Here is a 25,599-nt window from a genome sequence, read left to right as displayed (position 1 = left end):
TTATAAACACAAGAGGCCGATGTGGAATTAATTATCGACGCTTAAAACTAAATTACATTTTTGCGGCTAATTCGCCAAGTTCTGTCATTGCGATACTGGCACCGCCCAGTGACCAACCGCCATCTACTGGTAACACGACTCCCGTAATGTAAGATGCCAATTCAGAGCCCAAGAATAGCGCGGCATTAGCGATATCTTGACCTGTACCATTACGTTTTAGCGGAACGGATTGGGCCACTTTTTGCTGTAATGCCACACTAGGAGCCAGACGATTAAAACCTTCTGTATCAGCAATAGGGCCAGGCATAATGGAGTTTATCCTTATCCCTTCACAACCCCATTCTAATGCAAGCGTGCGCGTTAACATATCAACGCCCGCTTTAGCAGCACAAACATGCACCTGCATTGGCATCGCAATTGAAGCTTGCGGCGCTGAAATCTGAATAATACTGCCATTGGGACGACGTAACAAAGGGTAAGCTTGTTTGAGAACTTGAAAGCTTCCCAGTAAATCAATATCCATTACGGACTTAAAACCATTGGCGGACAAGTTAGCGGCGCTGGCCGGGAAATTACCCGCTGCGCCACTGACGAGCACATCGATAAAGCCAAACTCGGAGGCAATTTTATCAAAACCTACTTCGAGTGCACTTAAATCACGTACATCAAAGCTCACCCCAAAATGAATGCCATCAGGGTTAGCCTGTTGCAACTGCAAAACAGCGGCATCAATTTTATCTTGCTTGCGACTAGCCACTGCTACATTGGCGCCAGCTTGTGCAAACGCAATAGCAATTGCAAGATTAATCCCACTGGTCCCACCGACAACGACAACATTCTTACCGTGATAATTAAACATCGTAGCGTTAAACATAGAAGCTCTCCGTGAACAACAAAATAAGCATTAATCCTGTAATTAGTATTTTCATATTGCTATCAAAAATACAACTTCAATCGTTTTATCATTGCGCAAGAGCATGATGTATCAGCGGTATCATTCAAACATTCTAGCTCATTGCTGCAACGATTGATGAATAGCTTGCAATGCCGCCAAGGGATCGGCTGCTTGGGTAATCGGTCTGCCAATCACCAAATAATCAGAGCCTGCTGCGATGGCTTGAGGCGGCGTCATCACCCTATGTTGATCGCCAGCATCGCTGCCAACAGGACGAATACCTGGCGTCACTAAGTTAAACTCTTTACCCAGCAGTGTTTTTAATACCGTCGCTTCTTGTGCTGAGCACACCACGCCGTCAAGCCCTGCTTGCTTTGTGAGTTTAGCTAAACGCTGCACATGTTCAAAAGTAGGTACATTGATACCGAGTAATTTAAGATCGGCATCACTCATAGAGGTTAATACCGTCACAGCAATCAGCAGCGGCGCTTTATCACCGTAGGGCAGCAATGCTTTTTTTGCTGCTTCCATCATGGCTAAACCACCACTGGCATGCACATTTGTCATCCACACACCCAGTTCTGCAGCCGCAGCCACGGCTTTAGCAACAGTATTAGGTATATCGTGGAATTTTAAATCGAGAAATAAATCAAAACCACGACCATGAATATCTTGCACCAATTGCGGGCCAAATAGGGTAAACATTTCTTTGCCAATTTTAAGGCGGCACATGTTGGGATCGAGTCTATCTATCAATTGTAAAGCATGGGTTTTATTATCGTAATCAAGTGCTACGAGGATAGGTTTAGTCGTCATTATCTCTCCAACAGAGTTACACTAACTATAAATATTTTATGGGTTACTCGCCATCCAAGCCTCTGATCCGCTTGATACTGCCCCACTGTTTACAAGAAGGACAATGCCAGTAAAGCGCATGTGATGGGAAGCCACACTCTTTACAACGGTAACTTGGACGGAATTTAATTTGTTGCTCAACGAGTTGTTCTAGCAGCGTTAAACTTTGTTTGGCTTGCCCTTCTTCAGCTTGGCGTAAATGCATTTGCATCAAGTGCTGAAAGCCTTTCATGGTTGGATGACGATATAACGCATCGAGAACCATGGTTTCTGCTGCTTTAATCTCATCTAAACTGATCATGTGCTGCGCTAAAGCGACAACAACTGATGCCCCTGCGCCATCGGCCATAGCGCTTGCCAGCAATTCTTGGAAACCTTCTTTATCGTTAGTGTCACGATACACTTGTTTTGCCGTCGCAATGGCATCGGCAAACAGCTCAATATCCGCATTTTTCAACTGCAGCAGCATTTGTTTACATTGATCATAATCTTGAATATCGAGGAATTTTTTAGCTAAGGTTAATAAAGCTCGGCCACACTGAGGATCTTGTTTAAGTGCCTGTTGCAGTAATTTAATTTTTTGTGCATCGACGCTCGCTTCATCAGCTAGCTGACAATAAAAATGCGCCGTTAATGGCTTTAAAACTTGCTGACGTTTACGGCTCAAACGCTTAGTGATGTCAATCGCCTTTTGCCACTCTTTAATCACTTGATAGATTGCAATGAGTTGAGTTTCAGACTCTTCGCTGTGGTCGTCTTGACTGACGAGATTAATAAAGATTTCTTCAGCTCGGTCATAAAAGCCTGCGGCCAGATAATCTTTGCCAAGTTCCATCATCGCAATATCACGCTGCTCGTTGGTTAAGCTAGGACGAGCGATTAAATTTTGGTGAATGCGAATGGAGCGGTCAACCTCGCCGCGTTTACGAAATAACGAACCAAGCGATAAATGAGTGTCGATAGTTTCATCGTCAACATCGAGCATACTAATAAACAAATCAACTGCTTTGTCGGATTCATTCGACAGCAGAAAGTTAAGCCCTGTAAAGTAATCACGGCTCAATTGTTTACGTTGATTAGATTGATTCTGCCTTATGCTCCGTCGCCCCATATACCAACCATAAGCGGCAGCGATAGGAAGCAACAGAAAGAGGATCTCAAGCATATTAAGCGTCTATATCCTGAGGAGTTTTGGCAAGCACTTGATTTAGCTTTTTCTTCGTTGCCGCTAAGCTCAATCTCAAGCGAACAATATAATAACTCGCGACTAACCAACTCAGCATGAAACCAGCTAAAAAAACTACTGCCAACACAACTGGCAGGCGATACTCGCCCTGTGCGACAAAATAACTAATCATCACAACTTGTTCGTTACGCGCACCAAAAATCAGCGCCAAAATAAATAACAGTGCTACCAGCACAGTTGCCACAAATGATTTCACGCTGCACTCCCTATACGCGTTTCAATTTAATGATTATCCAAGAAATTTACTGAGCTGACCAGCAATAGATACAAAAAAGCCTCCTAATGGAGGCTTTTTACTATACGGTCAATCACACATTAACGGCATCAACACGTTCGCGCAGTTCTTTGCCTGGCTTAAAGTGCGGGACATATTTACCTTCCAAATCGACAGATGAACCCGTCTTTGGATTACGGCCAGTCCGCGGTGCACGATAGTGAAGTGAGAAGCTACCAAAGCCACGGATCTCAATACGATCACCGCTTTCTAATGTTGTTGCCATTTGCTCCAACATTTCTTTGATTGCGCCTTCTACCTCTTTCGCCGACAGCTGCGACTGCCTGGTGGCGAGTTTTTCGATAAGTTCAGATTTCGTCATCTTAGCTATCCCCTATTATCAAGCCAAACACAGTCGCCTAATGGGGAGATAAGTCTCCCCAAACAACAGGCGATTATTTACGAGCTGCTTTAAACGCTTCAGCCATTGCATTGCTAATAACAGCGTCATCTTGTTTGTTCAGAGTCGCCATTACTTCTTTCTCTTCAGCTTCGTCTTTCGCTTTGATTGACAGGCTGATAGAGCGGTTCTTACGGTCAACACCCATGAACTTAGCTTCGATTGCATCGCCTACATTGTAGACAGTAGATGCATCTTCAATACGCTCACGTGAAATGTCAGCTACACGGATGTAACCTTCAACAGTGTCGGCCAATTCAACAGTCACACCTTTAGCATCAACAGCAGAAACAGTACCGTTTACGATAGTGCCTTTCTTCTTGTCAGCTAAGTATGCGTTGAATGGATCATCTTCAGTTTGCTTAACACCTAAGCTGATGCGCTCACGCTCTGGATCTACAGACAGAACCACTGCATGGATTTCATCGCCTTTCTTATATTCAGAAACTGCATCTTCGCCAGTACCGTTCCAAGAAATGTCAGACAGGTGAACTAAACCGTCGATACCGCCGTCAAGACCGATAAAGATACCGAAGTCAGTGATTGACTTGATCTTACCAGAAACCTTGTCGCCTTTATTGTAACGAGTTGCGAAGTCATCCCATGGATTAGTCTTACATTGCTTCAGACCTAGAGAAATACGACGACGCTCTTCATCGATGTCCAGAACCAGAACTTCAACTTCATCACCTAAGTTAACCACTTTAGATGGGTGAATGTTCTTGTTAGTCCAATCCATTTCAGAAACGTGAACCAGACCTTCAACGCCTTCTTCGATTTCGACGAAGCAACCGTAGTCAGTTAGGTTAGTGACGCGGCCCGTTAAACGTGTGTTTTCTGGGTAGCGCTTGCTGATTTCTAACCATGGATCTTCGCCAAGTTGTTTCAGACCTAGAGACACACGAGTGCGCTCACGATCGTACTTCAGTACTTTAACGTTGATTTCATCGCCAACATTGACGATTTCTGATGGATGCTTAACACGCTTCCACGCCATATCTGTGATATGTAGCAGACCGTCAACACCACCTAAATCTACGAATGCACCGTAGTCAGTCAGGTTCTTAACGATACCTTTAACAGCTTGACCTTCTTGCAAGTTTTCTAACAGTGCATCACGCTCAGCGCTGCTTTCTGATTCGATAACTGCACGACGAGAAACAACAACGTTGTTACGCTTCTGGTCTAGTTTAATAACTTTGAATTCTAATTCTTTGTACTCTAAGTGAGCGGTGTCGCGAACTGGGCGCACATCTACTAGAGAACCTGGTAAGAAAGCACGGATACCGTTTAATTCAACAGTGAAACCGCCTTTAACTTTACCATTGATGATACCGATTACAGTTTCAGCATCTTCATAAGCTTTTTCCAGAACGATCCAAGCTTCATGACGTTTTGCTTTTTCGCGAGACAGTTGAGTCTCACCGAAGCCGTCTTCAACAGAGTCAAGAGCTACGTCAACTTCATCACCAACAGCGATTTCTAAAACACCTTGAGCGTTTTTGAATTGTTCAGCTGGGATTGGGCTTTCAGACTTCAGACCGGCGTCAACCAGTACCATACCGTTTTTGATTGATACAACAGTACCACGAACGATAGAACCTGGACGGAATTCCAGAGTTTGAAGGGATTGTTCAAATAGATCAGCAAAAGATTCAGTCATGTTTAGGTTACTTTATTTATTAAACCACTGTCCGTCCTAGACGTGGAGTCAGTCAAATTATCCGTATCATCCTTAATACGAATACCTACCCGGTGGGCTAACTTAGTTAACGTCGGATAATTTTTGGTTGATAAAGCTAAGCGCAAGCGCCAGCACTTCATCAATACCCTTACCGCTAGTATCGATAATGAGCGCATCCTCGGCGGGGACTAAAGGAGCCACCGGACGATTCATATCGCGATCATCACGTTCGATAATTTCACTTAAAAGGCGTTCGATATTAACATCGAAGCCCTTGTCCTGCAACTGATTATAGCGTCTTTGGGCACGCTCTTCAGCTGAGGCGGTTAAATATAATTTTGCTAGTGCATTGGGGAAAACAACCGTTCCCATGTCGCGACCATCGGCAATTAATCCTGGTGCTGTTTTAAAAGCACGTTGACGACGTAGTAATGCTTCTCTCACCCTTGGGAATGCAGCGACTTTTGACGCAGCATTAGAACACTCTTGGGTGCGTATATCAGTGGTGACGTCCTCACCTTCTAATATGACTTGAACCGGATCTTTATCAGTGCCTGTTAGAAACTTCACATCAAGGTGTGCTGCTAACAACGTGATAGACTCTTCATTATCCAGTTCAACGTTGTGATGAATTGCTGCAAGCGCAAGAACTCGGTAAATAGCGCCACTATCAAGTAGTTGCCAGCCTAAATGCTGGGCTAATAATTGACTAATCGTACCTTTGCCAGCACCGCTTGGGCCGTCGATTGTGACTACAGGAGCCCGTTCAGACATATATTCCTCCGCAAAAAATAACCATCATCCGTGAGTTCATCAAGTGAGCCCCGAAAATGAGCGCGCCGCATTATACAATAAAAGACAAACAAAAACCGTGGATTTTTTTATGAGGAGTTGCAGCCGTATGTATACGGCTGCTTCTTTTACGTTGAGGCTAAATTAGATTTTCAGGTCTTGACAACTTAATGTTGAAGACTCGCAAATTGTCTAAAGTAATCGGGGAATGTCTTAGAAGTACAATCAGGATCGTTAATGGTAATACCGCAATCGGCGAATGCGAGCATGGAAAAACACATCGCCATACGGTGATCGTTATAGGTATCAATTTCAGCAGTATTAATCACGGCTGGCGGGGTGATTTTAATGTAATCATTGCCCTCTTCAACCTCGGCACCAACTTTTCGTAATTCGGTCGCCATTGCGGCTAAACGATCGGTTTCTTTAATACGCCAGTTGTAGATATTACGAATAACCGTCGTACCTTTGGCAAATAAGGCGGCGGTAGCAATGGTCATGGCTGCATCGGGAATGTGATTCATGTCTAAATCAACGGCGCTTAACTTAGCGCCGCGGGCGATAATATAGTCATCACCCCATTCAATCTCCGCGCCCATTTTTTCGAGCACATCGGCAAATTTTACATCGCCTTGAATACTCAAACGCCCCACGCCCGTCACTTTAACTTCACCGCCTTTAATCGCGCCAGCAGCTAAAAAGTAAGATGCTGATGATGCATCGCCCTCTACCAGCACTTTACCCGGTGACACGTAATGTTGACCGGCAACGATTTCAAAACGGCCATAATCATGGTTAATCACAGTGACGCCAAATTGCGCCATTAAAGCTAGCGTAATATCGATGTAAGGCTTAGACACTAATTCGCCTTTCACATGGATATTAACATTGCCCTTGGCAAGCGGCGCCACCATCAATAATGCGGTTAAAAACTGACTGGATAAATCACCGGCAATTTCAACATCGCCACCATTAAGGCCAGTGGCATTAATGGTCAGCGGTGGAAAACCATCATTTTTGAGATAAACAATATTGGCACCCAGTTGCCTTAAAGCATCCACTAAATCGCCAATCGGGCGCTCTTCCATGCGAGGCTCGCCCGTTAAGGTAAATTCGCCTTGGCCTAAGGTTAAGGCGGCGCACAAAGGACGCATGGCGGTCCCCGCATTGCCTAAAAATAATTCCTGCGCAGATTTTGAGGTGATCACGCCACCTAAGCCATCGAGTTCACACACAGTATTGTTTTGCGATAAACGGTAGCTCACCCCCAGCTGTTTTAGAGAGGCCAACATATGGCGAATATCATCTGAATCGAGCAAATTAGTGAGTGTGGTCGTACCTTGGGCTAACGTCGCCAATAATAGAGCGCGATTGGAAATACTTTTTGAGCCAGGAATATTGATCTCACCACGGACTTGCTGAACAGGTTCAAGACGTAATTGCTTCATGAATAAATCTTCTTTCTCTATAGGGCGTCATCATCATGATCACGCGGGCTAAGTACGTAAAATGGCAACTTAATGCTACACAGCGTCAAGTTAAGATTACAAATAAAGGGAGATTGCGGCCTTATTGATACTTCGTGGTTATAAAATTACCGATTGTCGCTAAGGATTCAACCGTTTTTTCGATAAAAATAACTTTTAGGTCGGATTCTTTGCAAAAAACAGTGTAAAAATACCAAAAACTATAATATATGCCGCCAATTTATAATTTAAGCGTATTTAGGCCCTGTGAGTGGCCAAGCTAACAGGCGCTTAATCACAGTTTTCACTTTAAACACTTAGCCTTTCCGCGCTATCCTAAGTGCCAAACAATAAATAATGCTTATTTGATACATCATCACGTTTGCTAAATAACCAGAAAGGTAGATGGAGCTATGTTTAACTCACTTATTGCAATGCCAGCGGATCCGATCCTTGGCTTATTGACTCAGTACCGCGAAGACACTCACCCACTGAAAGTCGATTTAGGTGTCGGAGTGTATAAAGATCCTACCGGCGTAACTCCTATTCTTAGCTGCGTGAAAAAGGCCGAAAAATATCGCCTCGATACCGAAACCACCAAAGTGTATATCGGACCAACGGGCTCGCCACAATTCAATAGCTTAATGACAGAATTAGCCTTTGGCGCTGGCCATAGTGCCATCATTGCAAATCGTATTCGCACTGTTTCTACCCCCGGCGGTACTGGCGCACTGCGCGTGGCGGCTGACTTTATTAAGCGTTGTAACCCCAATGCGGTGTTGTGGGTGAGTGACCCAACGTGGGCAAACCATATCGGTTTGTTCGAAGCGGCTGGCATTACCGTTAAAACCTATCCGTATTATGACTACGATAGCAAATCATTGAAATTTGATGAGATGCTTGCTACCCTATCGCAAATTAGCCCAGATGACGTAGTGTTACTCCACGCCTGTTGCCATAACCCCAGCGGGATGGATTTAACCACAGAGCAATGGGATAAAGTGGTTGCCCTGACAAAAAATCAAGGCTTTACTCCGCTTATCGATATGGCATATCAAGGTTTTGGTGATGGCGTTGATATTGATGCCTACGGCGTGCGTCAAATGGCGGCAGCAGTCGATAATATGATCCTTTGCAGCTCATGCTCAAAAAACTTCGGTTTATACCGTGAACGTATCGGTTCGTGTTCTGTGATTGCTAAAGATGCCCATAGCGCCAATGTTGCGCAATCGGTACTGCTTTATGTGGTTCGTTGCCTCTACTCTATGCCGCCAGCGCACGGCGCGGCGATTGTAGAGACGATTTTAGGCTCGGCTGAATTAACCCAAGAATGGCTAGACGAGCTTAAAATCATGCGCGATCGTATCAACGGTAACCGCGCTATTTTAGTGGATAAACTAAAAGCCAATGGCGTAGACCGTGACTTTAGCTTTATCACCCGTCAAAAAGGCATGTTTTCTTTTCTCGGTGTTAATCCTGAGCAAGTTGCGCGCCTGCAAAAAGAATTTAGTATTTATATGGTAGGTTCAAGCCGCATTAGTATTGCTGGGTTCAGTGAAGATAACGTCGATTACTTAGCTCAGTCTATCGCTAAAGTGCTTTAAGCACGGCCTAGTTTATCTGCACAACTCACTCTGCTGTATTGTTACGATTCAAGATGCAGCAGAGTTTATTTACCCCTTACAAACATTAAGCTTTTCAATCATCCCACTGCGTCAGCGTTAACAAACCTTCCCTTCAGTTCTACATCCCCAAAACCTATCAAGCAAAGCTACGTCTCACTGTTCAAGCTTTATTTTCAATCGTAAAAGCCACATTCTAGCGTTTTAAAAAACGGTCGTTATATGCAATAAATCATAAGTTGTGACCTCTGTCGCCGGATTTCCATTTCATCAATCAGGGCTGCGGCTATTTTCACTTTTTAAAGCCAGAGCTGCCCAGTAGATTAGTGGTCATCATAGAACTTATGGATATTCCACCATGCTATTACAAGATAAATTAGTGCAAATAGTGACAAATCCTCTGCTTTCACCTAAGCAAAAATCCAACTATTTAGCGTTGGAGGCAGAGGCGAGCTTGCCCTATATGCCAATATCGGTTGAGGTAAAAAAGGCGATGAATGATGGCATTATTTGCGATATGTTTGAAGGCCATGCGCCGTTTAAACCGCGCTATGTATTGCCAGATTATGCTCGCTATCTTAACCAAGGATCTGAGTATTTAGAGTTATCAGCCCCGCAAAATTTAGATGAAGCATTAACCGCATTAACGATCCTTTATCACCATGTGCCGTCAGTGACTAATATTCCAGTGTATTTAGGCCAGTTAGATGAAATATTAATGCCTTTCACCCACGGGGTTAATGATGAAGAACTTTATCGTAAATTAAAACTGTTCTGGATCATGCTCGACAGGACGTTGCCCGATGCCTTTATGCATGTGAATATTGGTCCTACGGATAATATTGTTTGCCGCACTGTGTTACGCATTGATGCTGAGTTAAAACAAGTTGCCCCGAATTTAACCTTTATGTACGACCCCACCGTCACGCCTGATGAATTGTTGCTGCTTGCCACCACCAATATTTGTCAGTGCGCTAAGCCGCATATCGCGAATTACCCACTGCATGCCAAGGCATTTGATGAACGCGGTTTTGGCATTGTAAGTTGCTATAACGCTTTACCTTTAGCGGGCGGCGCCAATACCTTAGTTCGACTTAATCTTAAAGAAGTCGCGTTAAAAGCCACTTCCATTAATGACTTTTTCGATACGGTATTGCCCCACTACAGTTCACTCTCCTTCGAACTGATTGAGGCGCGCTCGGCATTTTTGCATCAAGAATCACACTTTTTTGACAGTTTTTTAGTGAAAGAACAATTGATTGATGAATCGCGTTTTGCGCCTATGTTTGGCATTTATGGTATGGCGGAAGCGGTTAATATTTTACAAGCGTTATCGCCCAGCCATTCCGACACAGCATCAACACCCAGCATGCAAAATCAACGTTATGGTCATGGAACTGATGCAAATCAGCTCGGTTACCGGATCTCGGCAATGCTCGACACAATCGTTAAATCAACGCCCGTTACACATGGTTACCACAATCGGGCGCTACTGCATTCTCAAGGCGGGATTAGTCTCGACAAAAACATTACGCCAGGCGTACGCATTCCCTATGGCACTGAGCCTAACCCCATCGCCCACATTCAAGCCTTAGCGCAGCATCATCAATATTATACTGCGGGAATAAGCGATATTTTAACCATAGATGAGACTGTAAAAGCTAACCCTCAGGCGATGTTTCAACTGTGTAAAGCGGCGCTTAATTTAGGCTTTAGGGAATTTACCGCCAATGTTAGCGGTAGTGATTTAATGCGGGTAACGGGCTATATGGTAAAGCGGTCAGACATTGAGGCATTTAAGCAATGCGGCTCGCGTACTAACACCACAGGTTTAGCAGCAGAAGCGGCAATTAACACCGGAATATTACAACGACAAGCACGAGTGATTGCCCATGAACAATCCCCCTACGTCACTCAATAAAAAAGCGATTATTAATCAGATATTACCCTTTTCATGTGTCGACGGGCCTGGTAGCAGACTCGTTCTCTTCATGCAAGGTTGTAATTATCAATGCAAAAATTGCCATAACCCCCACACCATAGGATTATGCGATGCCTGTGGTGATTGCATAACTCACTGCCCTCAAAATGCGCTGTCACTGATAAAGCCAAATAATAAACCTCATATTATTTGGGATAGCGAACGTTGCAGCCAATGCGATACTTGCATTTCAGTGTGCCCGAAACAAGCAAGCCCTAAGGTCCTTCATTACAGTGTTGAGGACGTGCTAGGCATCATTCACAGTCAGCATCACTTTATTAATGGTATTACGGTTAGCGGCGGCGAAGCGAGTCTACAACTGCCTTTTATTGTTGAACTTTTTAAAGCGATTAAGACATCCACATCACTAGCACACCTCACTTGCATGCTCGATACCAATGGCAGTTTGAGTTTAACCGGTTGGCACAAATTATTACCTTTTTTAGATGGCGCTATGGTGGATCTTAAAGCGTGGCAGCAAGATACCCATAGGTACATTACTGGTCGCGACAACCATGCTGTATTCAAGTCAATCCAGTTGCTTGCTCAATATCAAAAATTGTATGAAGTGAGATTGTTACACATTCCTAGCATCACAGATTATGAACAAGAAATAGAAGAGTTAGCGCGCTATTTACTGCAATTAGGCACAGGTATTCACATTAAGCTCAATGCTTTTCATCACCATGGTGTGGTTAATGAGGCCTTGATGTGGCCTAAATGTACGTCAATGGATATCGAAAACTTAGCGGCTCAACTTGCAAAGCGAGGATTAACCAATATTGTACTGCCATCTACGTTTATCTAATGACTGATTTAATGGCTACAAAGCAATATTTGTGCGTAAAGCCAGCGATGGGCGGGATCGTTCATACTTTGTCGATGCCAAACTAGACTATAAGCCACCTTGCCATATTCAATGGGTAAAGGCTTAATCGTTAGGCCTTTAGCTTGACTGGCAATACTGGCCCAGCGGCGCGAACAGGTAAATAGTAACTCGCTGTGGTGACACATTAATGCGGCACTGCCAAAATCAGGCACTGAAATCGGTACGGCACGCTTTTTAGATTGCTGAGCAAGTAGAATATCAAAAAAAGGCGTACTGAGATCAGTATCTGTGATGCCAATATGACTGTAATTAAGATAGTCATCGAAGCTGATATTTTGCTGTTTGGCCAATGGATGGGACGCGTTCATTAGGCAAACCATTTCATCGTTGAACAAGGTCTCCCACACCAGATCGTCTTGAAGAGGATTAGGTTGGCTCAAGTCATGGGGCAACAGAACAAAATCTAATGAACCTTTGCTTAAACCATCAAAACCAATATTGTCCTTACTATAAAACGCTAAGCGGATATTAGGCGCCAAATTGAGAATATGCGCGCTGAGTTTAGCAGCCAGCAGTTCAAAGGTGCTTTCTCGCATCGCGAGCGAAAACCGCCCCTGATAATGTGTCGGGTCAAACGCATCTTGACTCAGGATTTGATTCATATCATTGATCATTTGCTGCACGCTTGGGCCTAATCTTCTCGCTAATGGCGTAGCGATTAATGCATTGCCATGACGATAAAATAACTCGTCATTTAAGCTGTCTCTCAGTTGGCTCAAGGTTTTACTGACGGATGAAGGGCTTAGGCATAAACGTTCAGCACTCGCAGTCACGCTAAGAGTGTCAAGCATCACATGCAAGGTAATCAAATGCTTCATGCTGATACGTGAAAGTTTTGCTAAATCCATTGCTTATGTCCCTTGAGCTGGTCAGACAGTTTATCGCGATAACTATAAATGTCATTTGAGAATAAGTACTATTACTTGCAGATTATAAGGGATGTGCTGATTTAAAAGATGATACAAATCAATAGAGTGTGATATCAACCTAAGGTATAGCACTTACCATCGTAGATAATGTCTACCCATAAATGTTGAATTACACTAAATCGCTACTCAGTGTATTAAGTGCAAAAGCCACCCTAAGATGGCTAATGCATTTAGGTATCAAAAGGTTAGCTTTGCGGGCCTAAAAATCGTCGCTCCCAGGCGCCTATTTCTGCCAAGTAACTTTGAAACTCAATCTCCTTCACAGACACAAAACCCGCCACAAAGTCATCGCCTAATAAACGTCTTGCCGATCCGCTTTGGCGCATTTGCGTTAATGCCGCTAAAAAGGTGGGCGCTAAGTCATGACTATTATCATAAGCGTTGCCTATTACGGGTTCGGTGGCGGCTATTTTTTCTTCCATCCCAGCCAAACCTGCAGCAAGAGAAGCGGCAATCATCAAATATGGATTCGCATCGGCGCCAGCAATACGATTCTCTACTCGTCTCGCAGACGGATCACTTAATGGCACACGTAAGCCTGTCGTACGATTATCAACGCCCCAACTTAGGTTAATGGGCGCTTGGCTACCCGATATGTAACGTCGGAACGAGTTGATATTAGGGGCAAATAACAGCATCAAATCAGGCAGATATTTTTGTAAACCGCCAATGTAATGATGAAACCGTTCAGTGTCGCTACCATCACTGTGACTAAAAATATTAACACCGTTATTATCGACCACACTTTGATGTAAATGCATAGAACTACCAGGTTGGCCCGCTATCGGCTTGGCCATAAAGACGGCATTCATTCCATGCTTAATCGCAATTTCTTTTGCCGCATATTTAAACATAAACGCTTGATCGGCTAAGAATAGTGGATTGCCATGCACTAAGTTAATCTCGTATTGTGATAAACCCATCTCATGGATCCAGGCATCCCCTTTGATCCCCATCGCATCGATAGTGGCATTAAACTCATCCCAAAATGGCGCAAGCTCATTTAACATATTCATGCTAAAGGCAGATTGTCCATTTTCAGCGCGACCGCTTTTTGAAATAGGCGCCTTAAATGGCACATTGGGATCGGTATTGGCCTCAGTAAGATAAAACTCAATTTCTGGCGCGACCACTGGGGTTAATCCAAGCGCTTGGTAACGTGCTAATACGTTTTTCAAGATAGAGCGCGGTGCAAATGGACATAAACGGCCATCTAATAACACGCAATCATGGATGGCAAAAGCGCGTGGTACAGTGCTCCACGGGATCATTTTTAAGGTACTGTAATCAGGGATTAACAGAATATCAGGATCGGCATCAGGGAAAACAGCATCATAGGAATACTCGCCTGTAATCGCCTGCATTGAAATCGCTTGGGCAATACGCAGCTCAGCCCCTTTTGCAAAACCTTGAGCAGGCATAAGCTTACCTCTAGGGTAACCAGAGATATCAGGGAATAAACATTCGACATCACGAATAGTACCGTGCTTAAAAAATGCAGTAAGAAGAGTTGAGCCCATTTGATTTAGTAGTCACTAATTATTGAGAACAGCACCATGAGAGAACGAAATTATAATCAGGCTTTCGTTTAAAAAGCCATACAGATTACGTAAATATGTAAAATATAAATGACGAAAGTAAAACTAAACGTAATCGAAAAATCTGATTAAGTGAGATTAGGCAGATACGATACTGATATTGAGTGCTCCTTAAATGACTTAGCTAATCGTGTTAGGCCGTACTCTAATGACTCATTATCAAGACATACACAGAAAAATAGAGTGTGATTACATATAGTTGAGTGTAGATGTCGTTTATTTTGAGATGATGTGAGGATGGTATAAATAAAAAGCGAATACTAAATGCATTCGCTTTTTATGTATAAAATTATTTTACAAAAGATTTTTAGCAATCACACAAGATTAATACGGGCATAAAAAACGATACTATGTGCGTTTAGAACCGTGCGCGCTTAGCTATGCTTAGCAGCAAATTCATTCATAAACTTGACGAGCGCAGCTACGCCTTCAAGTGGCATCGCATTGTAAAGGCTCGCGCGCATACCACCGACAATACGATGTCCTTTTAAGGCGACGAGTCCGGCAATTTGCGCTTGCTTTAAGAACTCACCATCGAGCGCTTCGTTAACTAACTGGAAAGTCACGTTCATTTGTGAGCGGTTAGCTGCAATGACACCATTACGGTAAAACGCATTACCATCAATACACTGATATAACATCTGCGCTTTTTGTTGATTAACTTTCGCAATGCTCGCAATACCGCCAATGGATTTAAGCCAAGCAAAAACCTCTGCGGCAAGGTACCAAGCAAAGGTAGGTGGCGTATTGAACATAGAACCGTGCTCGACTTGAAGCCGATAATCCATAATGGACGACTGCGATAAACTCGGCAGTTTTAGCATGTCATCGCGTACAATCACTATCGACAAACCCGATGGCCCAATGTTCTTTTGCGCGCCAGCGTAAATCAAGCCATAGCGGCTGACATCGATTTCACGGGACATGATGGTTGACGATAAATCGGCAATAATCGGCCAAGGCGAGTCTAACTCATCAAAAATTTCGATACCATCGACGGTCTCATTTGGACAGTAGTGAACATAGCGATAATCGGCATCAATTTTATGTAAATCAGGCAAGATAACGGTATTGAGTCCATTGTGTTTTTCAACAATGTTGCGACTGTCAATTTGCGCTTCACCCGCGAGCTTTTGCGCTTCGGCTAATGCGGCTGACGACCACTGACCGCTGACTAAATACAGGGCTCTACCTTGCTCACCGAGAAAATTATTCACGACAGCAGAGAATTGTCCACGACCACCGCCGTGCATAAATAGCACATGGTAATTAGCAGGGATTTGCATCAGTTCACGTAAATCGGACTCGGCTTGCTCAGTTAGCGCGATGAACTCTTTACTTCGGTGGCTGATTTCCATCACGGAAACGCCTTGGCCATTCCAATCAAGTAATTCCTGTTGTGCTTTTTGCATTACCGCTGTAGGTAACATTGCTGGTCCAGCACAGAAATTATAAATCGCGCTCACTGATACTCTCCTTAATCCCAACCATTATTGATGTTCTTAATGACAAATAACCCATCAAAAAAACGAGCGTCCAATTGGACGCTCGTTTATGTGACACTTAATTACTCTTCGTCTTGCTCATCATCAGCAAGCTCGTCGTCTTCATCCAACTCTTCCTCATCATCCAGCTCTTCATCAAGCTGGTCATCGAGAGGTTGGTCAGCTAATTCGCCTTCAACCACGACGGGAACAATCGGTAAGCCGTTTTCATCCAGTTCGACTTCATCCTCATCAATTTGGATTTCATCAATACGTTGCAAGCCAACCACTTTCTCGTCGCCTGCGGTGCGGATAATCGTTACACCTTGCGTGTTACGGCCAATAATAGACACGCCGCCCGCCGGTGTACGCACCAAAGTGCCTTTATCGCTGATGAGCATCAGTTCGTCGTTAAGACCGACTTGAACTGCGCCAACGACCGCGCCGTTACGCTCGCTCACCTTGATTGAAACCACACCTTTAGTCGCACGGCTCTTCGCTGGATATTCAGACAATTGAGTCCGTTTACCATAACCGTTTTCGGTCACAGTCAAAATTGCACCATCGCCTTTAGGTACGATAAGTGACACGACTTTTTGACCTTCTTCTAAACGAATACCACGAACGCCAGTTGCTGTACGGCCCATTGGGCGTAAGGACAAGACTTCTTCGCCAGTTTCGGGATCGGTTTTCACTTGGCCGGTTTCTGAATCACGCACTTTCTCACCAAAGCGTACCACTTTACCTTCGTTGGAGAACAACATGATTTCGTCATCACCATTAGTAATGTCGACACCGATCAGTTGGTCACCGTCTTTAAGGTTAACGGCAATAATGCCGTTGGCACGTGGGTTGCTATAAGCAGTCAGTGCAGTTTTCTTCACAGTACCGTGTGAGGTCGCCATGATGATGTATTTATCAGCGGCGTATTCACGTACTGGCAGAATCGCAGTAATGCGTTCGCCATCGGCTAACGGTAATAAGTTAACAATTGGACGGCCGCGGGCCGTACGGCTCGCCAGTGGTAATTGATACACCTTAAGCCAGTACATCTTACCAAAGTCTGAGAAGCACAAAATAGTGTCATGGGTATTGGCAACGAGTAGCTTCTCGACGAAATCTTCGTCTTTCACTTTCGTCGCGGCTTTACCTTTACCACCACGGCGCTGGGCTTGGTAATCGGTCAACGGTTGGTACTTGGCATAGCCTAAGTGCGACAGTGTTACGACAACGTCTTCTTCGTTGATCAAGTCTTCAAGACTCATATCCACTTCGTTGGCATTAATCACTGTACGGCGGGCATCGCCATATTCTTCAAGAATTTGAACAAGTTCTTCCTTGATCACTTCCATTAGACGTTCAGGACTACGCAGAATAAACAGTAAACCTGCAATAAATTCGAGTAGCTCTTCGTATTCAGCAATGATTTTATCGTGCTCTAGACCGGTTAAACGGTGTAAGCGCAATTCAAGAATTGCTTGAGCTTGTTGTTCAGTCAGGAAATATTGACCGTCACGAATGCCATATTCTGGTTCTAACCACTCAGGACGCGCGGCGTCATCGCCCGCTTTTTCAAGCATGCCTTGAACGTGACCTAATTCCCAACCTTGTTCAACCAATTTAATTTTGGCTTCAGCAGGCGTAGGCGAGGCTTTGATCAGTGCAATAATCGGATCAATGTTGGCCAGTGCAACCGCGAGAGCTTCCAGAATATGGGCGCGCTCACGGGCCTTACGTAATTCGAATACAGTACGGCGCGTTACGACTTCACGACGATGCAGAATAAAGCATTCGAGCATTTCTTTAAGGTTAAATAGCTTAGGCTGACCATTGGTCAGGGCTACCATGTTAATCCCGAAAGAACACTGCATTTGCGTTTGAGCATAAAGGTTATTTAATACTACCTCGCCCACTTCGCCGCGCTTAATTTCGATAACAATACGCATACCGTCTTTATCAGACTCGTCGCGTAGCCCGCTGATCCCTTCAAGCTTTTTATCTTTAACCAGCTCGGCAATCTTCTCGATTAAGCGGGCTTTGTTCACTTGATAAGGGATTTCAGTCACGATAATGCGTTCACGGCCATTATCTTCGGTTTCCACATCTGCCAGTGCACGCATAATTGCGCGGCCACGGCCAGTTTTATAGGCATCAATAATGCCTTTACGACCATTGATAATCGCCGCTGTCGGGAAATCCGGACCTGGGATGTATTCCATCAACTGTTCAATCGACAGTGAAGGTTCTTCAATCAGTGCCAAACAGCCTTTCACCACTTCCGTTAAGTTATGTGGTGGGATGTTGGTTGCCATGCCGACCGCAATACCCGATGAACCGTTAATTAACAGGTTAGGGATACGTGTAGGCATAACCGCTGGAATGAGTTCTGTGCCGTCGTAGTTAGGGACGAAATCAACCGTCTCTTTTTCAAGGTCAGCCAGTAATTGGTGCGCTAACTTATCCATACGGATTTCGGTATAACGCATTGCCGCTGCACTGTCACCGTCAACCGAACCGAAGTTACCTTGGCCGTCAACTAAGGTGTAACGCAGTGAGAATGGCTGGGCCATACGGACGATAGTGTCATAAACAGCAGAGTCACCATGGGGGTGATATTTACCGATTACGTCACCGACCACACGGGCAGATTTTTTGTAAGGCTTGTTCCAATCGTTCTTCAATTCACTCATGGCAAACAAAACGCGTCGATGTACTGGCTTTAAGCCGTCACGCACGTCCGGTAATGCACGTCCCACGATCACGCTCATGGCGTAATCAAGGTACGAATTCTTTAGTTCGTCTTCGATATTAATTGGCGAAATAGATGATGCCAGATCAGTCATAAACTGCTCGTTCCCCTGAAAAATAGCCGACAACGTATAATCCGTATCATTGCCTAGCCCAAAAACGTGATTTGGCATTCTAACACAGTTATTTAATGTCGCCAGACCTATCCTTATCGAATTGGGAGTCTAGTGCTTTAATCGATGAAAACACTATCAATTTAGCCATTTTAGCGGTAAGTAACAATTAAAACTAACAACCCAAGGTAAGAATAAATCGTCAATCAGATAATGTAAAAAGTCGATATGGAGCACAACAATTTGTATAAAAACGGACAATTGCTGAAAATTCATCCAACCACAAGGGCTTAGCTTAGCCGAACACTGTGTTTATCAAACATAGTCGTTATAATAGCCGCACAAAACAGCTTCTTTCAGGTAAATAGCATGCATCAGAATACCAATGTGGACCCACAGGAAATCGCAAAGTTTGCACGTATGGCCGAAACTTGGTGGGATCTCAACGGCGAATTTAAACCGCTGCATCTATTAAACCCGCTGCGCTTAAATTACATCGATCAAACTGCTGAGGGGATTTTCGGTAAGAAAGTGCTCGATGTCGGCTGCGGCGGCGGAATTTTATCTGAAAGCATGGCACGCATCGGCGCCAAGGTTGATGGGTTAGATATGGGTGAAGCGCCCTTAGAAGTTGCACGTCTGCACGCTCTGGAAATGGGCGTAAACATTAACTATGTGAAAAATACTGCCGAGGCCCACAGCCAAGATCATCAAGCATACTATGATGTGGTGACCTGTATGGAAATGCTAGAACATGTACCCGACCCGCAATCGGTTATTAAAGCCTGTTGTGACATGGTAAAACCCGGCGGCTATGTATTTTTCTCGACCATTAACCGCAACCTTAAATCCTATGTGCACACCATTTTAGGTGCCGAATATTTGCTAAAAATGCTGCCTGTTGGCACCCATGAACACAAAAAATTTATTAAGCCTTCCGAGCTGATTGAGCTGGTGGATAACACCGACCTTATCTGTATCGATGCGTTAGGTGTTAGCTACAACCCATTGACGGGCATTTTTAAATACACGCCTAAGGTTGATGTGAATTACATGATAGCGACGCGTAAGGTTGATTAGTATGAGCTTGACGCAGATTAAAGGCGTACTGTTCGATCTTGACGGCACTTTAGCCGATACCGCGCCGGATCTAGTACAAGCCCTCAATTTAAGTCTTCAGGACGTCGGCATCGCCGCGCAGCCGTTAGCGGCCATGCGCTACGCAGCATCCCACGGCAGTTTTGCCCTAGTCGATGCGGCAATACCCAATGCGGCGGATGATCTTCGTACTCAAGTTCAGCAAGGGTTGCTCGCCCACTATCAGCGCATTAATGGCGATCACTGTGCGCTATTCACAGGCATTGCAGCATTACTCGATTGGCTCGAATTAACACAAATACCGTTTGGGGTGATCACCAATAAGCCTGCTCGCTTTACCCGTCCATTATTACGAAAACTAAATTTACACCTGCGAATGCCCGTGATCATTAGCGGCGATTCGACAAAGCATCCCAAACCCCATACAGCGCCAATGTTGTTAGGCGCACAGCAACTTGGCTGCGCCCCATCGCAGATTTTGTACCTTGGGGATGCTGAGCGCGATTTGCTGGCAGCCAAAGCTGCAGGCATGTTAGGCGGCGTGGCACTATGGGGTTATTTAGGGGAGAACGATAAGCCGTTACAGTGGCCAGCTCACGCCTACTTTGTAAGCCCTGAACAGCTACATCAAACATTAATCGAGCGGCTAGCCTGTTAACGCAAGCATTAACATTATACTGAGTCATTGCGCTAATTTAGCCTAAAAACGGTGCTTACCATCTATTATAATTTGTGCCATTTGCGGTGAACTAGAAAGGAACAGTAACGTCGCTCAAAAAATGCTAAGCCAAAAACAGCGATCGCTGCTTATTGTAGCGATCGCGATCTCAGCAAGAGATCGCTTAAAAGATATTCAGCAACTGTGTATGCTACCCTGAAATTGACCTACAAGGTTAGTCACTACTAACGCATCGACTTACCCCCAAGATATCCACAAGATACCCCCTGAATTCAGGCTTGCAAATAGGGGCAAACCTCACTATCTTGTATCCCAGATAATTTAAAACACCATATCTTGTGTATAGGTAGCAATCAGACACACTATGAAGTTCGCCGCTTAATTGACTTATTTTTACTCAGTCATCGATATTTAAGGGACGGTTATTGATTGTTTTACAAGGATACGTTCGGTGAACTTGCTCACCTAAACAGATATAAGAACCAAGGCCTATCTTCAAATGAAAAGCACTATGACAGTCACAAAACGTTGTGGCGATCGTGAAAACATCGATCTCGACAAAATTCACCGCGTAATTACTTGGGCAGCCAAGGGATTAAAAAACGTTTCTGTTTCTGAAGTTGAACTTCGCTCACACCTACAGTTTTTTGATGGCATCCCGACTGAAGCTATCCACGAAACGATCATCAAAGCAGCGGCGGATTTAATTTCACCAGAGGCACCTGACTATCAGTTCCTTGCCGCCCGTTTAGCGGTGTTTCATTTGCGTAAGAAGGCCTTTGGTCAGTTCGAACCGCCAGCATTGTATGCTCATGTGACTAAGCTGGTTGAACTAGGTAAATACGATCAACATATTTTACAAGATTACACCCACGAAGAACTGGATGTAATGGATACCTATATCGACCATTGGCGCGATATGGACTTCTCTTATGCTGCAGTAAAACAGCTTGAAGGTAAGTATTTAGTTCAAAACCGTGTCACGCACGACATCTACGAGAGCGCGCAATTTCTGTACATTTTGGTGGCAGCGTGTTTATTTGCCCGTTACCCAAAAGAAACGCGCCTGAAATACGTTAAAGATTTTTATGATGCTGTGTCGACGTTTAAAATTTCGCTACCAACGCCTATCATGGCGGGTGTACGTACACCAACGCGTCAGTTCAGTTCTTGCGTACTTATCGAATGTGGTGACAGCTTAGATTCAATCAACGCAACAGCTTCGTCGATTGTGAAATACGTCAGCCAACGTGCGGGCATAGGTATTAATGCTGGTCGTATTCGCGCCTTAGGTAGCCCAATCCGTGGTGGCGAAGCCTTCCACACAGGTTGTTTACCTTTCTATAAGTATTTCCAAACCGCGGTGAAGTCTTGTTCTCAAGGCGGTGTGCGTGGTGGTGCTGCGACCTTGTTCTACCCAATTTGGCACTTAGAAGTCGAATCACTGCTGGTATTGAAAAATAACCGCGGCGTAGAAGATAACCGTATCCGTCATTTAGACTACGGCGTGCAGCTGAATAAACTGATGTATCAACGTTTGATCAAAGGCGAAAATATCAGCCTATTCAGTCCATCGGATGTACCTGGCCTGTATGATGCTTTCTTTGAAGATCAAAATGAATTTGAGCGTTTATATCTGCAATATGAGCAAGACAGCAGCATTCGTAAAAAAGCTATCAAAGCCGTTGAGCTATTTTCACTAATGATGCAAGAGCGTGCTTCTACTGGCCGTATTTACATACAGAACGTAGATCACTGCAATACTCACAGCCCGTTCGATTCAAAAGTCGCGCCGATCAGACAATCTAACCTGTGTCTTGAAATCGCCCTGCCGACAAAACCATTGAACAACATTGATGATCCTGAGGGTGAAATCGCACTTTGTACCTTGTCGGCGCTAAATTTAGGTTCTATCAAAGAATTATCTGATATTGAGCCATTAGCCGATCTGGCCGTGCGAGCGCTAGATAACTTATTAGATTACCAAGACTACCCCATTAAGGCGGCACAACGTGCCTCGATGAATCGCCGTACTTTAGGCATAGGCGTGATTAACTTTGCGAACTACTTAGCGAAAAATGGCCTGAAGTACTCTGATGGTAGCGCCAATGCGCTCACCCACAGAACCTTTGAAGCGATTCAGTTCTATTTACTGAAAGCCTCAATGAACTTAGCTAAAGAGCAAGGTGCATGTCCGTTATTCCACGAGACCACTTACTCTCAAGGTATTTTACCTATCGATACCTACAAACGTGACCTAGATAAAATTTGTGCCGAACCATTGCACTTAGACTGGGAATCACTGCGTAGCGATATTAAGCAATATGGCCTGCGTAACTCAACACTATCGGCATTAATGCCATCAGAAACCTCATCGCAAATTTCTAATGCGACTAATGGTATTGAGCCACCACGCGGTCTTATCAGTGTAAAATCGAGTAAAGATGGCCAGCTGAAACAAGTAGTGCCTGACTTTGACACTCTAAAAGATAACTATGAATTACTGTGGAAAATGCCAAGTAACGACGGCTATTTACAGCTAGTAGGTATTATGCAAAAGTTTGTTGACCAAGCGATTTCGGCCAACACTAACTATGACCCTTCACGTTTTGAAGGTCGTAAAGTACCGATGCAAACACTACTGAAAGATTTGCTCAATGCTTATAAATTGGGTGTTAAAACGCTTTATTACCATAACACTCGCGATGGTGCGTCAGATTCTCACGACGACATTACCAGCCTTGAGAAAGAAGACGACGGTTGTGCCGGCGGCGCATGTAAAATATAACTTTTTACATTAACGGTACTCTTACACATAAGAAGTGTAGGGATCCACTTAAGGTGAGATCCCTACCCATTGGAAAATAGCAACATGGCCTACTCTACCTTTTGTCAAACACCTAACGATGCCACCCGCGAACCGATGTTTTTTGGTCAATCGGTCAATGTGGCCCGCTACGATCAACAAAAATATGAAGTGTTCGAAAAACTGATAGAAAAACAGCTATCTTTTTTTTGGCGTCCAGAAGAAGTAGACGTTAGTCGTGACAAAATCGACTACAGCGCATTACCTGATCATGAAAAGCATATTTTTATTTCTAACCTGAAATATCAAACCTTGCTCGACTCGATCCAAGGTCGCTCGCCAAATGTGGCCTTTTTACCTTTAGTATCGCTACCAGAATTAGAAACGTGGATAGAAACGTGGTCTTTTTCTGAGACGATTCATTCGCGTTCATACACGCACATCATCCGTAATATCGTTAACGATCCTTCGGTGATTTTTGATGATATCGTGGTAAACAAAGAGATCTTAAGTCGTGCAACCGATATCGCCGCTTATTACGATCACTTAATACAATTAACCCAAGCATTCCATTTACTCGGCGAAGGTACCCACGTTATCGATGGTAAAGAAATCATCGTTAACACTCGCACGCTGAAAAAAGCCTTGTACTTGTGCATGATGTCAGTCAATGCCTTAGAAGCGATTCGCTTCTATGTTAGCTTTGCCTGCTCTTTTGCCTTTGCTGAACGTAAACTAATGGAAGGTAACGCGAAAATCATTCGCTTAATCGCCCGTGATGAAGCCTTACACTTAAACAGCACTCAGCATATTTTGAGCATCATGCAGGGCGGTAAAGACGATCCTGAAATGGGTGAAATTGCTGCCCAGTGCCAGCAAGAAGCCTTCGATTTATTTTATAAGGCGGCAGAGCAAGAAAAAGAATGGGCGAAATACCTGTTTAAAGATGGTTCTATGATTGGCTTAAACGAGCAAATCCTTTGCCAATATGTGGAGTTTATTACAAACCAACGCATGAAGTCGGTTAACCTACCACAACCGTATCCTGAAATAACCAATCCATTACCTTGGATGAAAAGCTGGTTAGAAAGTGATGCTGTGCAAGTCGCACCTCAGGAAGTGGAAGTTTCTTCTTACCTTGTTGGCCAAATCGACTCTGCGGTTGATGGCGATGAGTTTCTTGATTTCGATCTGTAATCAAGATGACCTCAAAAACATCACATAAAAAACTGTTTACTAAGGCGCCGATTGTGCGTCTGCAAGGTCAGCCCGTATTACTCTTTAGTGAGCAATACGGCACTTTGCTGCAAGCGCTCGAAACCAAAAAGGTCAAAATATTTTCAGAGTGTCGCAACGGTTTTTGCGGTGCCTGTAAAACACGAATCATCAGCGGTAAAGTCTGCTATTTAAGCGAGCCATTGGCCGAGCTTAAACACGACGAATGTTTGCCTTGCTGCTGTATACCCATAACGGATTTAGAACTGGATTTATCAGCAGAAGACGCCGTCGTGGTGAGTACTTGCCAGCCTAAACAGATGAATGAAACCACAAGAGTTTTAACAACCACCTCAACAGCTTCAACGAGTCACACTAAAATTAGTTCAACTTTAGCATTGCAGAAAGAAGTGCTTGAGAATTAAGCGAGTTGAAATGCTGACACGTTCATTAAAATGGAGGCTATAAAAAATCTATTATCGTCCTCCCATTTATAGGTATTGTTGATAGACACTTCGAGTATAAAAATTAAATAGTTATGACTTTTGATCGTTTCGTTATTGTCGTTTAATTTTTCACTTAACCTTAAGAGACTGATATATTTAATTGCAAAATAATAGACTCTATGTTCCATATTTTTATTAATATAATAACACTTTGAACTATTATCCTGATTTACTTTAAGAGATAAAATCTGTATATTCTTTGCTGTTGAATCATTGCTCTAATTGTCAGTATACATTAATTGTTTTACGCATTAATAATGCCGATTGTTTTATTCATACTAGAGAAACGTAATGAAATCATTTCTTACTGGCGTTAAGC

At 44.0% G+C, this 25,599-nt stretch carries 20 protein-coding genes; 8 read left to right on the top strand and 12 right to left on the bottom strand.

The genetic code is table 11. From position 1 onward, the window contains the following. Positions 1-52 precede the first annotated feature (52 nt). The 8 genes from BW947_RS13640 to aroA form a co-directional block, all read right to left on the bottom strand. Positions 53-874, bottom strand: coding sequence for an SDR family oxidoreductase (locus BW947_RS13640; protein ID WP_076500443.1), 822 nt, complete (start codon positions 872-874; stop codon positions 53-55). Positions 875-1,012: 138 nt separating this feature from the next. After that, positions 1,013-1,711, bottom strand: coding sequence for an orotidine-5'-phosphate decarboxylase (pyrF, locus tag BW947_RS13635; protein ID WP_076500442.1), 699 nt, complete (start codon positions 1,709-1,711; stop codon positions 1,013-1,015). A 43-nt stretch (positions 1,712-1,754) separates the two neighbouring features. After that, positions 1,755-2,915 carry a lipopolysaccharide assembly protein LapB gene (lapB, locus tag BW947_RS13630; RefSeq protein ID WP_076500440.1) on the bottom strand — a complete coding sequence of 387 codons (1,161 nt, stop codon included), beginning with the start codon at positions 2,913-2,915 and terminating at the stop codon, positions 1,755-1,757. Between the two features lies 1 nt (position 2,916). Continuing rightward, the gene (locus BW947_RS13625) at positions 2,917-3,192 is read right to left on the bottom strand and encodes a LapA family protein (protein WP_076500439.1); all 276 of its coding nucleotides are present in this window, start codon (positions 3,190-3,192) and stop codon (positions 2,917-2,919) included. 112 nt (positions 3,193-3,304) lie between these two features. Continuing rightward, on the bottom strand, positions 3,305-3,592 hold the full coding sequence (gene ihfB, locus BW947_RS13620; protein ID WP_006081718.1) for an integration host factor subunit beta: 288 nt from the start codon (positions 3,590-3,592) through the stop codon (positions 3,305-3,307). 73 nt (positions 3,593-3,665) lie between these two features. Next, positions 3,666-5,333 (bottom strand): 30S ribosomal protein S1, encoded by a 1,668-nt coding sequence (gene rpsA, locus BW947_RS13615; RefSeq protein WP_006081719.1) that lies wholly within the window; start codon positions 5,331-5,333, stop codon positions 3,666-3,668. 102 nt (positions 5,334-5,435) lie between these two features. Then, positions 5,436-6,128, bottom strand: coding sequence for a (d)CMP kinase (gene cmk, locus BW947_RS13610; protein ID WP_076500438.1), 693 nt, complete (start codon positions 6,126-6,128; stop codon positions 5,436-5,438). 185 nt (positions 6,129-6,313) lie between these two features. Next, entirely contained in the window at positions 6,314-7,594 is a 1,281-nt protein-coding gene (aroA, locus tag BW947_RS13605; RefSeq protein ID WP_076500437.1) for a 3-phosphoshikimate 1-carboxyvinyltransferase, read from the bottom strand. Between the two features lie 431 nt (positions 7,595-8,025). Here aroA and BW947_RS13600 point away from each other — a divergent pair, with 431 nt between their 5' ends. The 3 genes from BW947_RS13600 (at position 8,026) to BW947_RS13590 (ending at position 12,023) form a co-directional block, all read left to right on the top strand. Next, positions 8,026-9,216 carry an amino acid aminotransferase gene (locus BW947_RS13600; RefSeq protein ID WP_076500436.1) on the top strand — a complete coding sequence of 397 codons (1,191 nt, stop codon included), beginning with the start codon at positions 8,026-8,028 and terminating at the stop codon, positions 9,214-9,216. Between the two features lie 376 nt (positions 9,217-9,592). Next, positions 9,593-11,155 carry a YjjI family glycine radical enzyme gene (locus BW947_RS13595; RefSeq protein WP_076500435.1) on the top strand — a complete coding sequence of 521 codons (1,563 nt, stop codon included), beginning with the start codon at positions 9,593-9,595 and terminating at the stop codon, positions 11,153-11,155. After that, positions 11,127-12,023, top strand: coding sequence for a YjjW family glycine radical enzyme activase (locus tag BW947_RS13590; protein WP_076500434.1), 897 nt, complete (start codon positions 11,127-11,129; stop codon positions 12,021-12,023). Before BW947_RS13595 ends, BW947_RS13590 begins: the two co-directional genes overlap by 29 nt. An 8-nt stretch (positions 12,024-12,031) precedes the next feature. Here the strand turns inward: BW947_RS13590 and BW947_RS13585 are convergent, their stop codons facing one another. From BW947_RS13585 to gyrA, 4 genes are all read right to left on the bottom strand, one after another. Then, positions 12,032-12,952, bottom strand: a complete 921-nt coding sequence (locus BW947_RS13585; RefSeq protein ID WP_076500433.1) for a LysR family transcriptional regulator — start codon at positions 12,950-12,952, stop codon at positions 12,032-12,034. 266 nt (positions 12,953-13,218) lie between these two features. Next, on the bottom strand, positions 13,219-14,553 hold the full coding sequence (locus BW947_RS13580) for a glutamine synthetase family protein (protein WP_076500432.1): 1,335 nt from the start codon (positions 14,551-14,553) through the stop codon (positions 13,219-13,221). Between the two features lie 452 nt (positions 14,554-15,005). Then, on the bottom strand, positions 15,006-16,097 hold the full coding sequence (gene serC / locus BW947_RS13575) for a 3-phosphoserine/phosphohydroxythreonine transaminase (RefSeq protein WP_076500431.1): 1,092 nt from the start codon (positions 16,095-16,097) through the stop codon (positions 15,006-15,008). A 101-nt stretch (positions 16,098-16,198) separates the two neighbouring features. Then, positions 16,199-18,958 carry a DNA gyrase subunit A gene (gene gyrA, locus BW947_RS13570; protein WP_076500455.1) on the bottom strand — a complete coding sequence of 920 codons (2,760 nt, stop codon included), beginning with the start codon at positions 18,956-18,958 and terminating at the stop codon, positions 16,199-16,201. A 387-nt stretch (positions 18,959-19,345) separates the two neighbouring features. On the opposite strand from gyrA, the gene ubiG reads away from it, so the two are divergent. The 5 genes from ubiG (at position 19,346) to yfaE (ending at position 25,199) form a co-directional block, all read left to right on the top strand. After that, positions 19,346-20,056, top strand: a complete 711-nt coding sequence (gene ubiG / locus BW947_RS13565; protein ID WP_076500430.1) for a bifunctional 2-polyprenyl-6-hydroxyphenol methylase/3-demethylubiquinol 3-O-methyltransferase UbiG — start codon at positions 19,346-19,348, stop codon at positions 20,054-20,056. Between the two features lies 1 nt (position 20,057). Then, positions 20,058-20,732, top strand: coding sequence for an HAD family hydrolase (locus tag BW947_RS13560; protein ID WP_076500428.1), 675 nt, complete (start codon positions 20,058-20,060; stop codon positions 20,730-20,732). A gap of 520 nt (positions 20,733-21,252) precedes the next feature. Continuing rightward, on the top strand, positions 21,253-23,541 hold the full coding sequence (gene nrdA / locus BW947_RS13555; protein ID WP_076500426.1) for a class 1a ribonucleoside-diphosphate reductase subunit alpha: 2,289 nt from the start codon (positions 21,253-21,255) through the stop codon (positions 23,539-23,541). Positions 23,542-23,625: 84 nt separating this feature from the next. Next, entirely contained in the window at positions 23,626-24,756 is a 1,131-nt protein-coding gene (gene nrdB, locus BW947_RS13550; RefSeq protein WP_076500424.1) for a class Ia ribonucleoside-diphosphate reductase subunit beta, read from the top strand. A gap of 5 nt (positions 24,757-24,761) precedes the next feature. Next, positions 24,762-25,199: a class I ribonucleotide reductase maintenance protein YfaE gene (gene yfaE, locus BW947_RS13545; RefSeq protein WP_076500422.1), complete on the top strand. Its 438-nt coding sequence runs from the start codon at positions 24,762-24,764 to the stop codon at positions 25,197-25,199. Positions 25,200-25,599: the final 400 nt, after the last annotated feature.

The sequence above is a fragment of the Shewanella morhuae genome, assembly GCF_900156405.1.
Taxonomy (GTDB): Bacteria; Pseudomonadota; Gammaproteobacteria; order Enterobacterales; family Shewanellaceae; genus Shewanella; species Shewanella morhuae.
This window is presented reverse-complemented; position numbering and strand designations above follow the sequence as displayed.

Excerpts from the sequence above, each read along its gene's own strand:
- BW947_RS13640 (WP_076500443.1), bottom strand. The coding sequence starts at position 874 with ATGTTTAACGCTACGATGTTTAATTATCACGGTAAGAATGTTGTCGTT.
- pyrF (WP_076500442.1), bottom strand. The coding sequence starts at position 1,711 with ATGACGACTAAACCTATCCTCGTAGCACTTGATTACGATAATAAAACC.
- lapB (WP_076500440.1), bottom strand. The coding sequence starts at position 2,915 with ATGCTTGAGATCCTCTTTCTGTTGCTTCCTATCGCTGCCGCTTATGGT.
- ihfB (WP_006081718.1), bottom strand. The coding sequence starts at position 3,592 with ATGACGAAATCTGAACTTATCGAAAAACTCGCCACCAGGCAGTCGCAG.
- rpsA (WP_006081719.1), bottom strand. The coding sequence starts at position 5,333 with ATGACTGAATCTTTTGCTGATCTATTTGAACAATCCCTTCAAACTCTG.
- cmk (WP_076500438.1), bottom strand. The coding sequence starts at position 6,128 with ATGTCTGAACGGGCTCCTGTAGTCACAATCGACGGCCCAAGCGGTGCT.
- aroA (WP_076500437.1), bottom strand. The coding sequence starts at position 7,594 with ATGAAGCAATTACGTCTTGAACCTGTTCAGCAAGTCCGTGGTGAGATC.
- BW947_RS13600 (WP_076500436.1), top strand. The coding sequence starts at position 8,026 with ATGTTTAACTCACTTATTGCAATGCCAGCGGATCCGATCCTTGGCTTA.
- BW947_RS13595 (WP_076500435.1), top strand. The coding sequence starts at position 9,593 with ATGCTATTACAAGATAAATTAGTGCAAATAGTGACAAATCCTCTGCTT.
- BW947_RS13590 (WP_076500434.1), top strand. The coding sequence starts at position 11,127 with ATGAACAATCCCCCTACGTCACTCAATAAAAAAGCGATTATTAATCAG.
- BW947_RS13585 (WP_076500433.1), bottom strand. The coding sequence starts at position 12,952 with ATGGATTTAGCAAAACTTTCACGTATCAGCATGAAGCATTTGATTACC.
- BW947_RS13580 (WP_076500432.1), bottom strand. The coding sequence starts at position 14,553 with ATGGGCTCAACTCTTCTTACTGCATTTTTTAAGCACGGTACTATTCGT.
- gyrA (WP_076500455.1), bottom strand. The coding sequence starts at position 18,958 with ATGACTGATCTGGCATCATCTATTTCGCCAATTAATATCGAAGACGAA.
- ubiG (WP_076500430.1), top strand. The coding sequence starts at position 19,346 with ATGCATCAGAATACCAATGTGGACCCACAGGAAATCGCAAAGTTTGCA.
- BW947_RS13560 (WP_076500428.1), top strand. The coding sequence starts at position 20,058 with ATGAGCTTGACGCAGATTAAAGGCGTACTGTTCGATCTTGACGGCACT.
- nrdA (WP_076500426.1), top strand. The coding sequence starts at position 21,253 with ATGAAAAGCACTATGACAGTCACAAAACGTTGTGGCGATCGTGAAAAC.
- nrdB (WP_076500424.1), top strand. The coding sequence starts at position 23,626 with ATGGCCTACTCTACCTTTTGTCAAACACCTAACGATGCCACCCGCGAA.
- yfaE (WP_076500422.1), top strand. The coding sequence starts at position 24,762 with ATGACCTCAAAAACATCACATAAAAAACTGTTTACTAAGGCGCCGATT.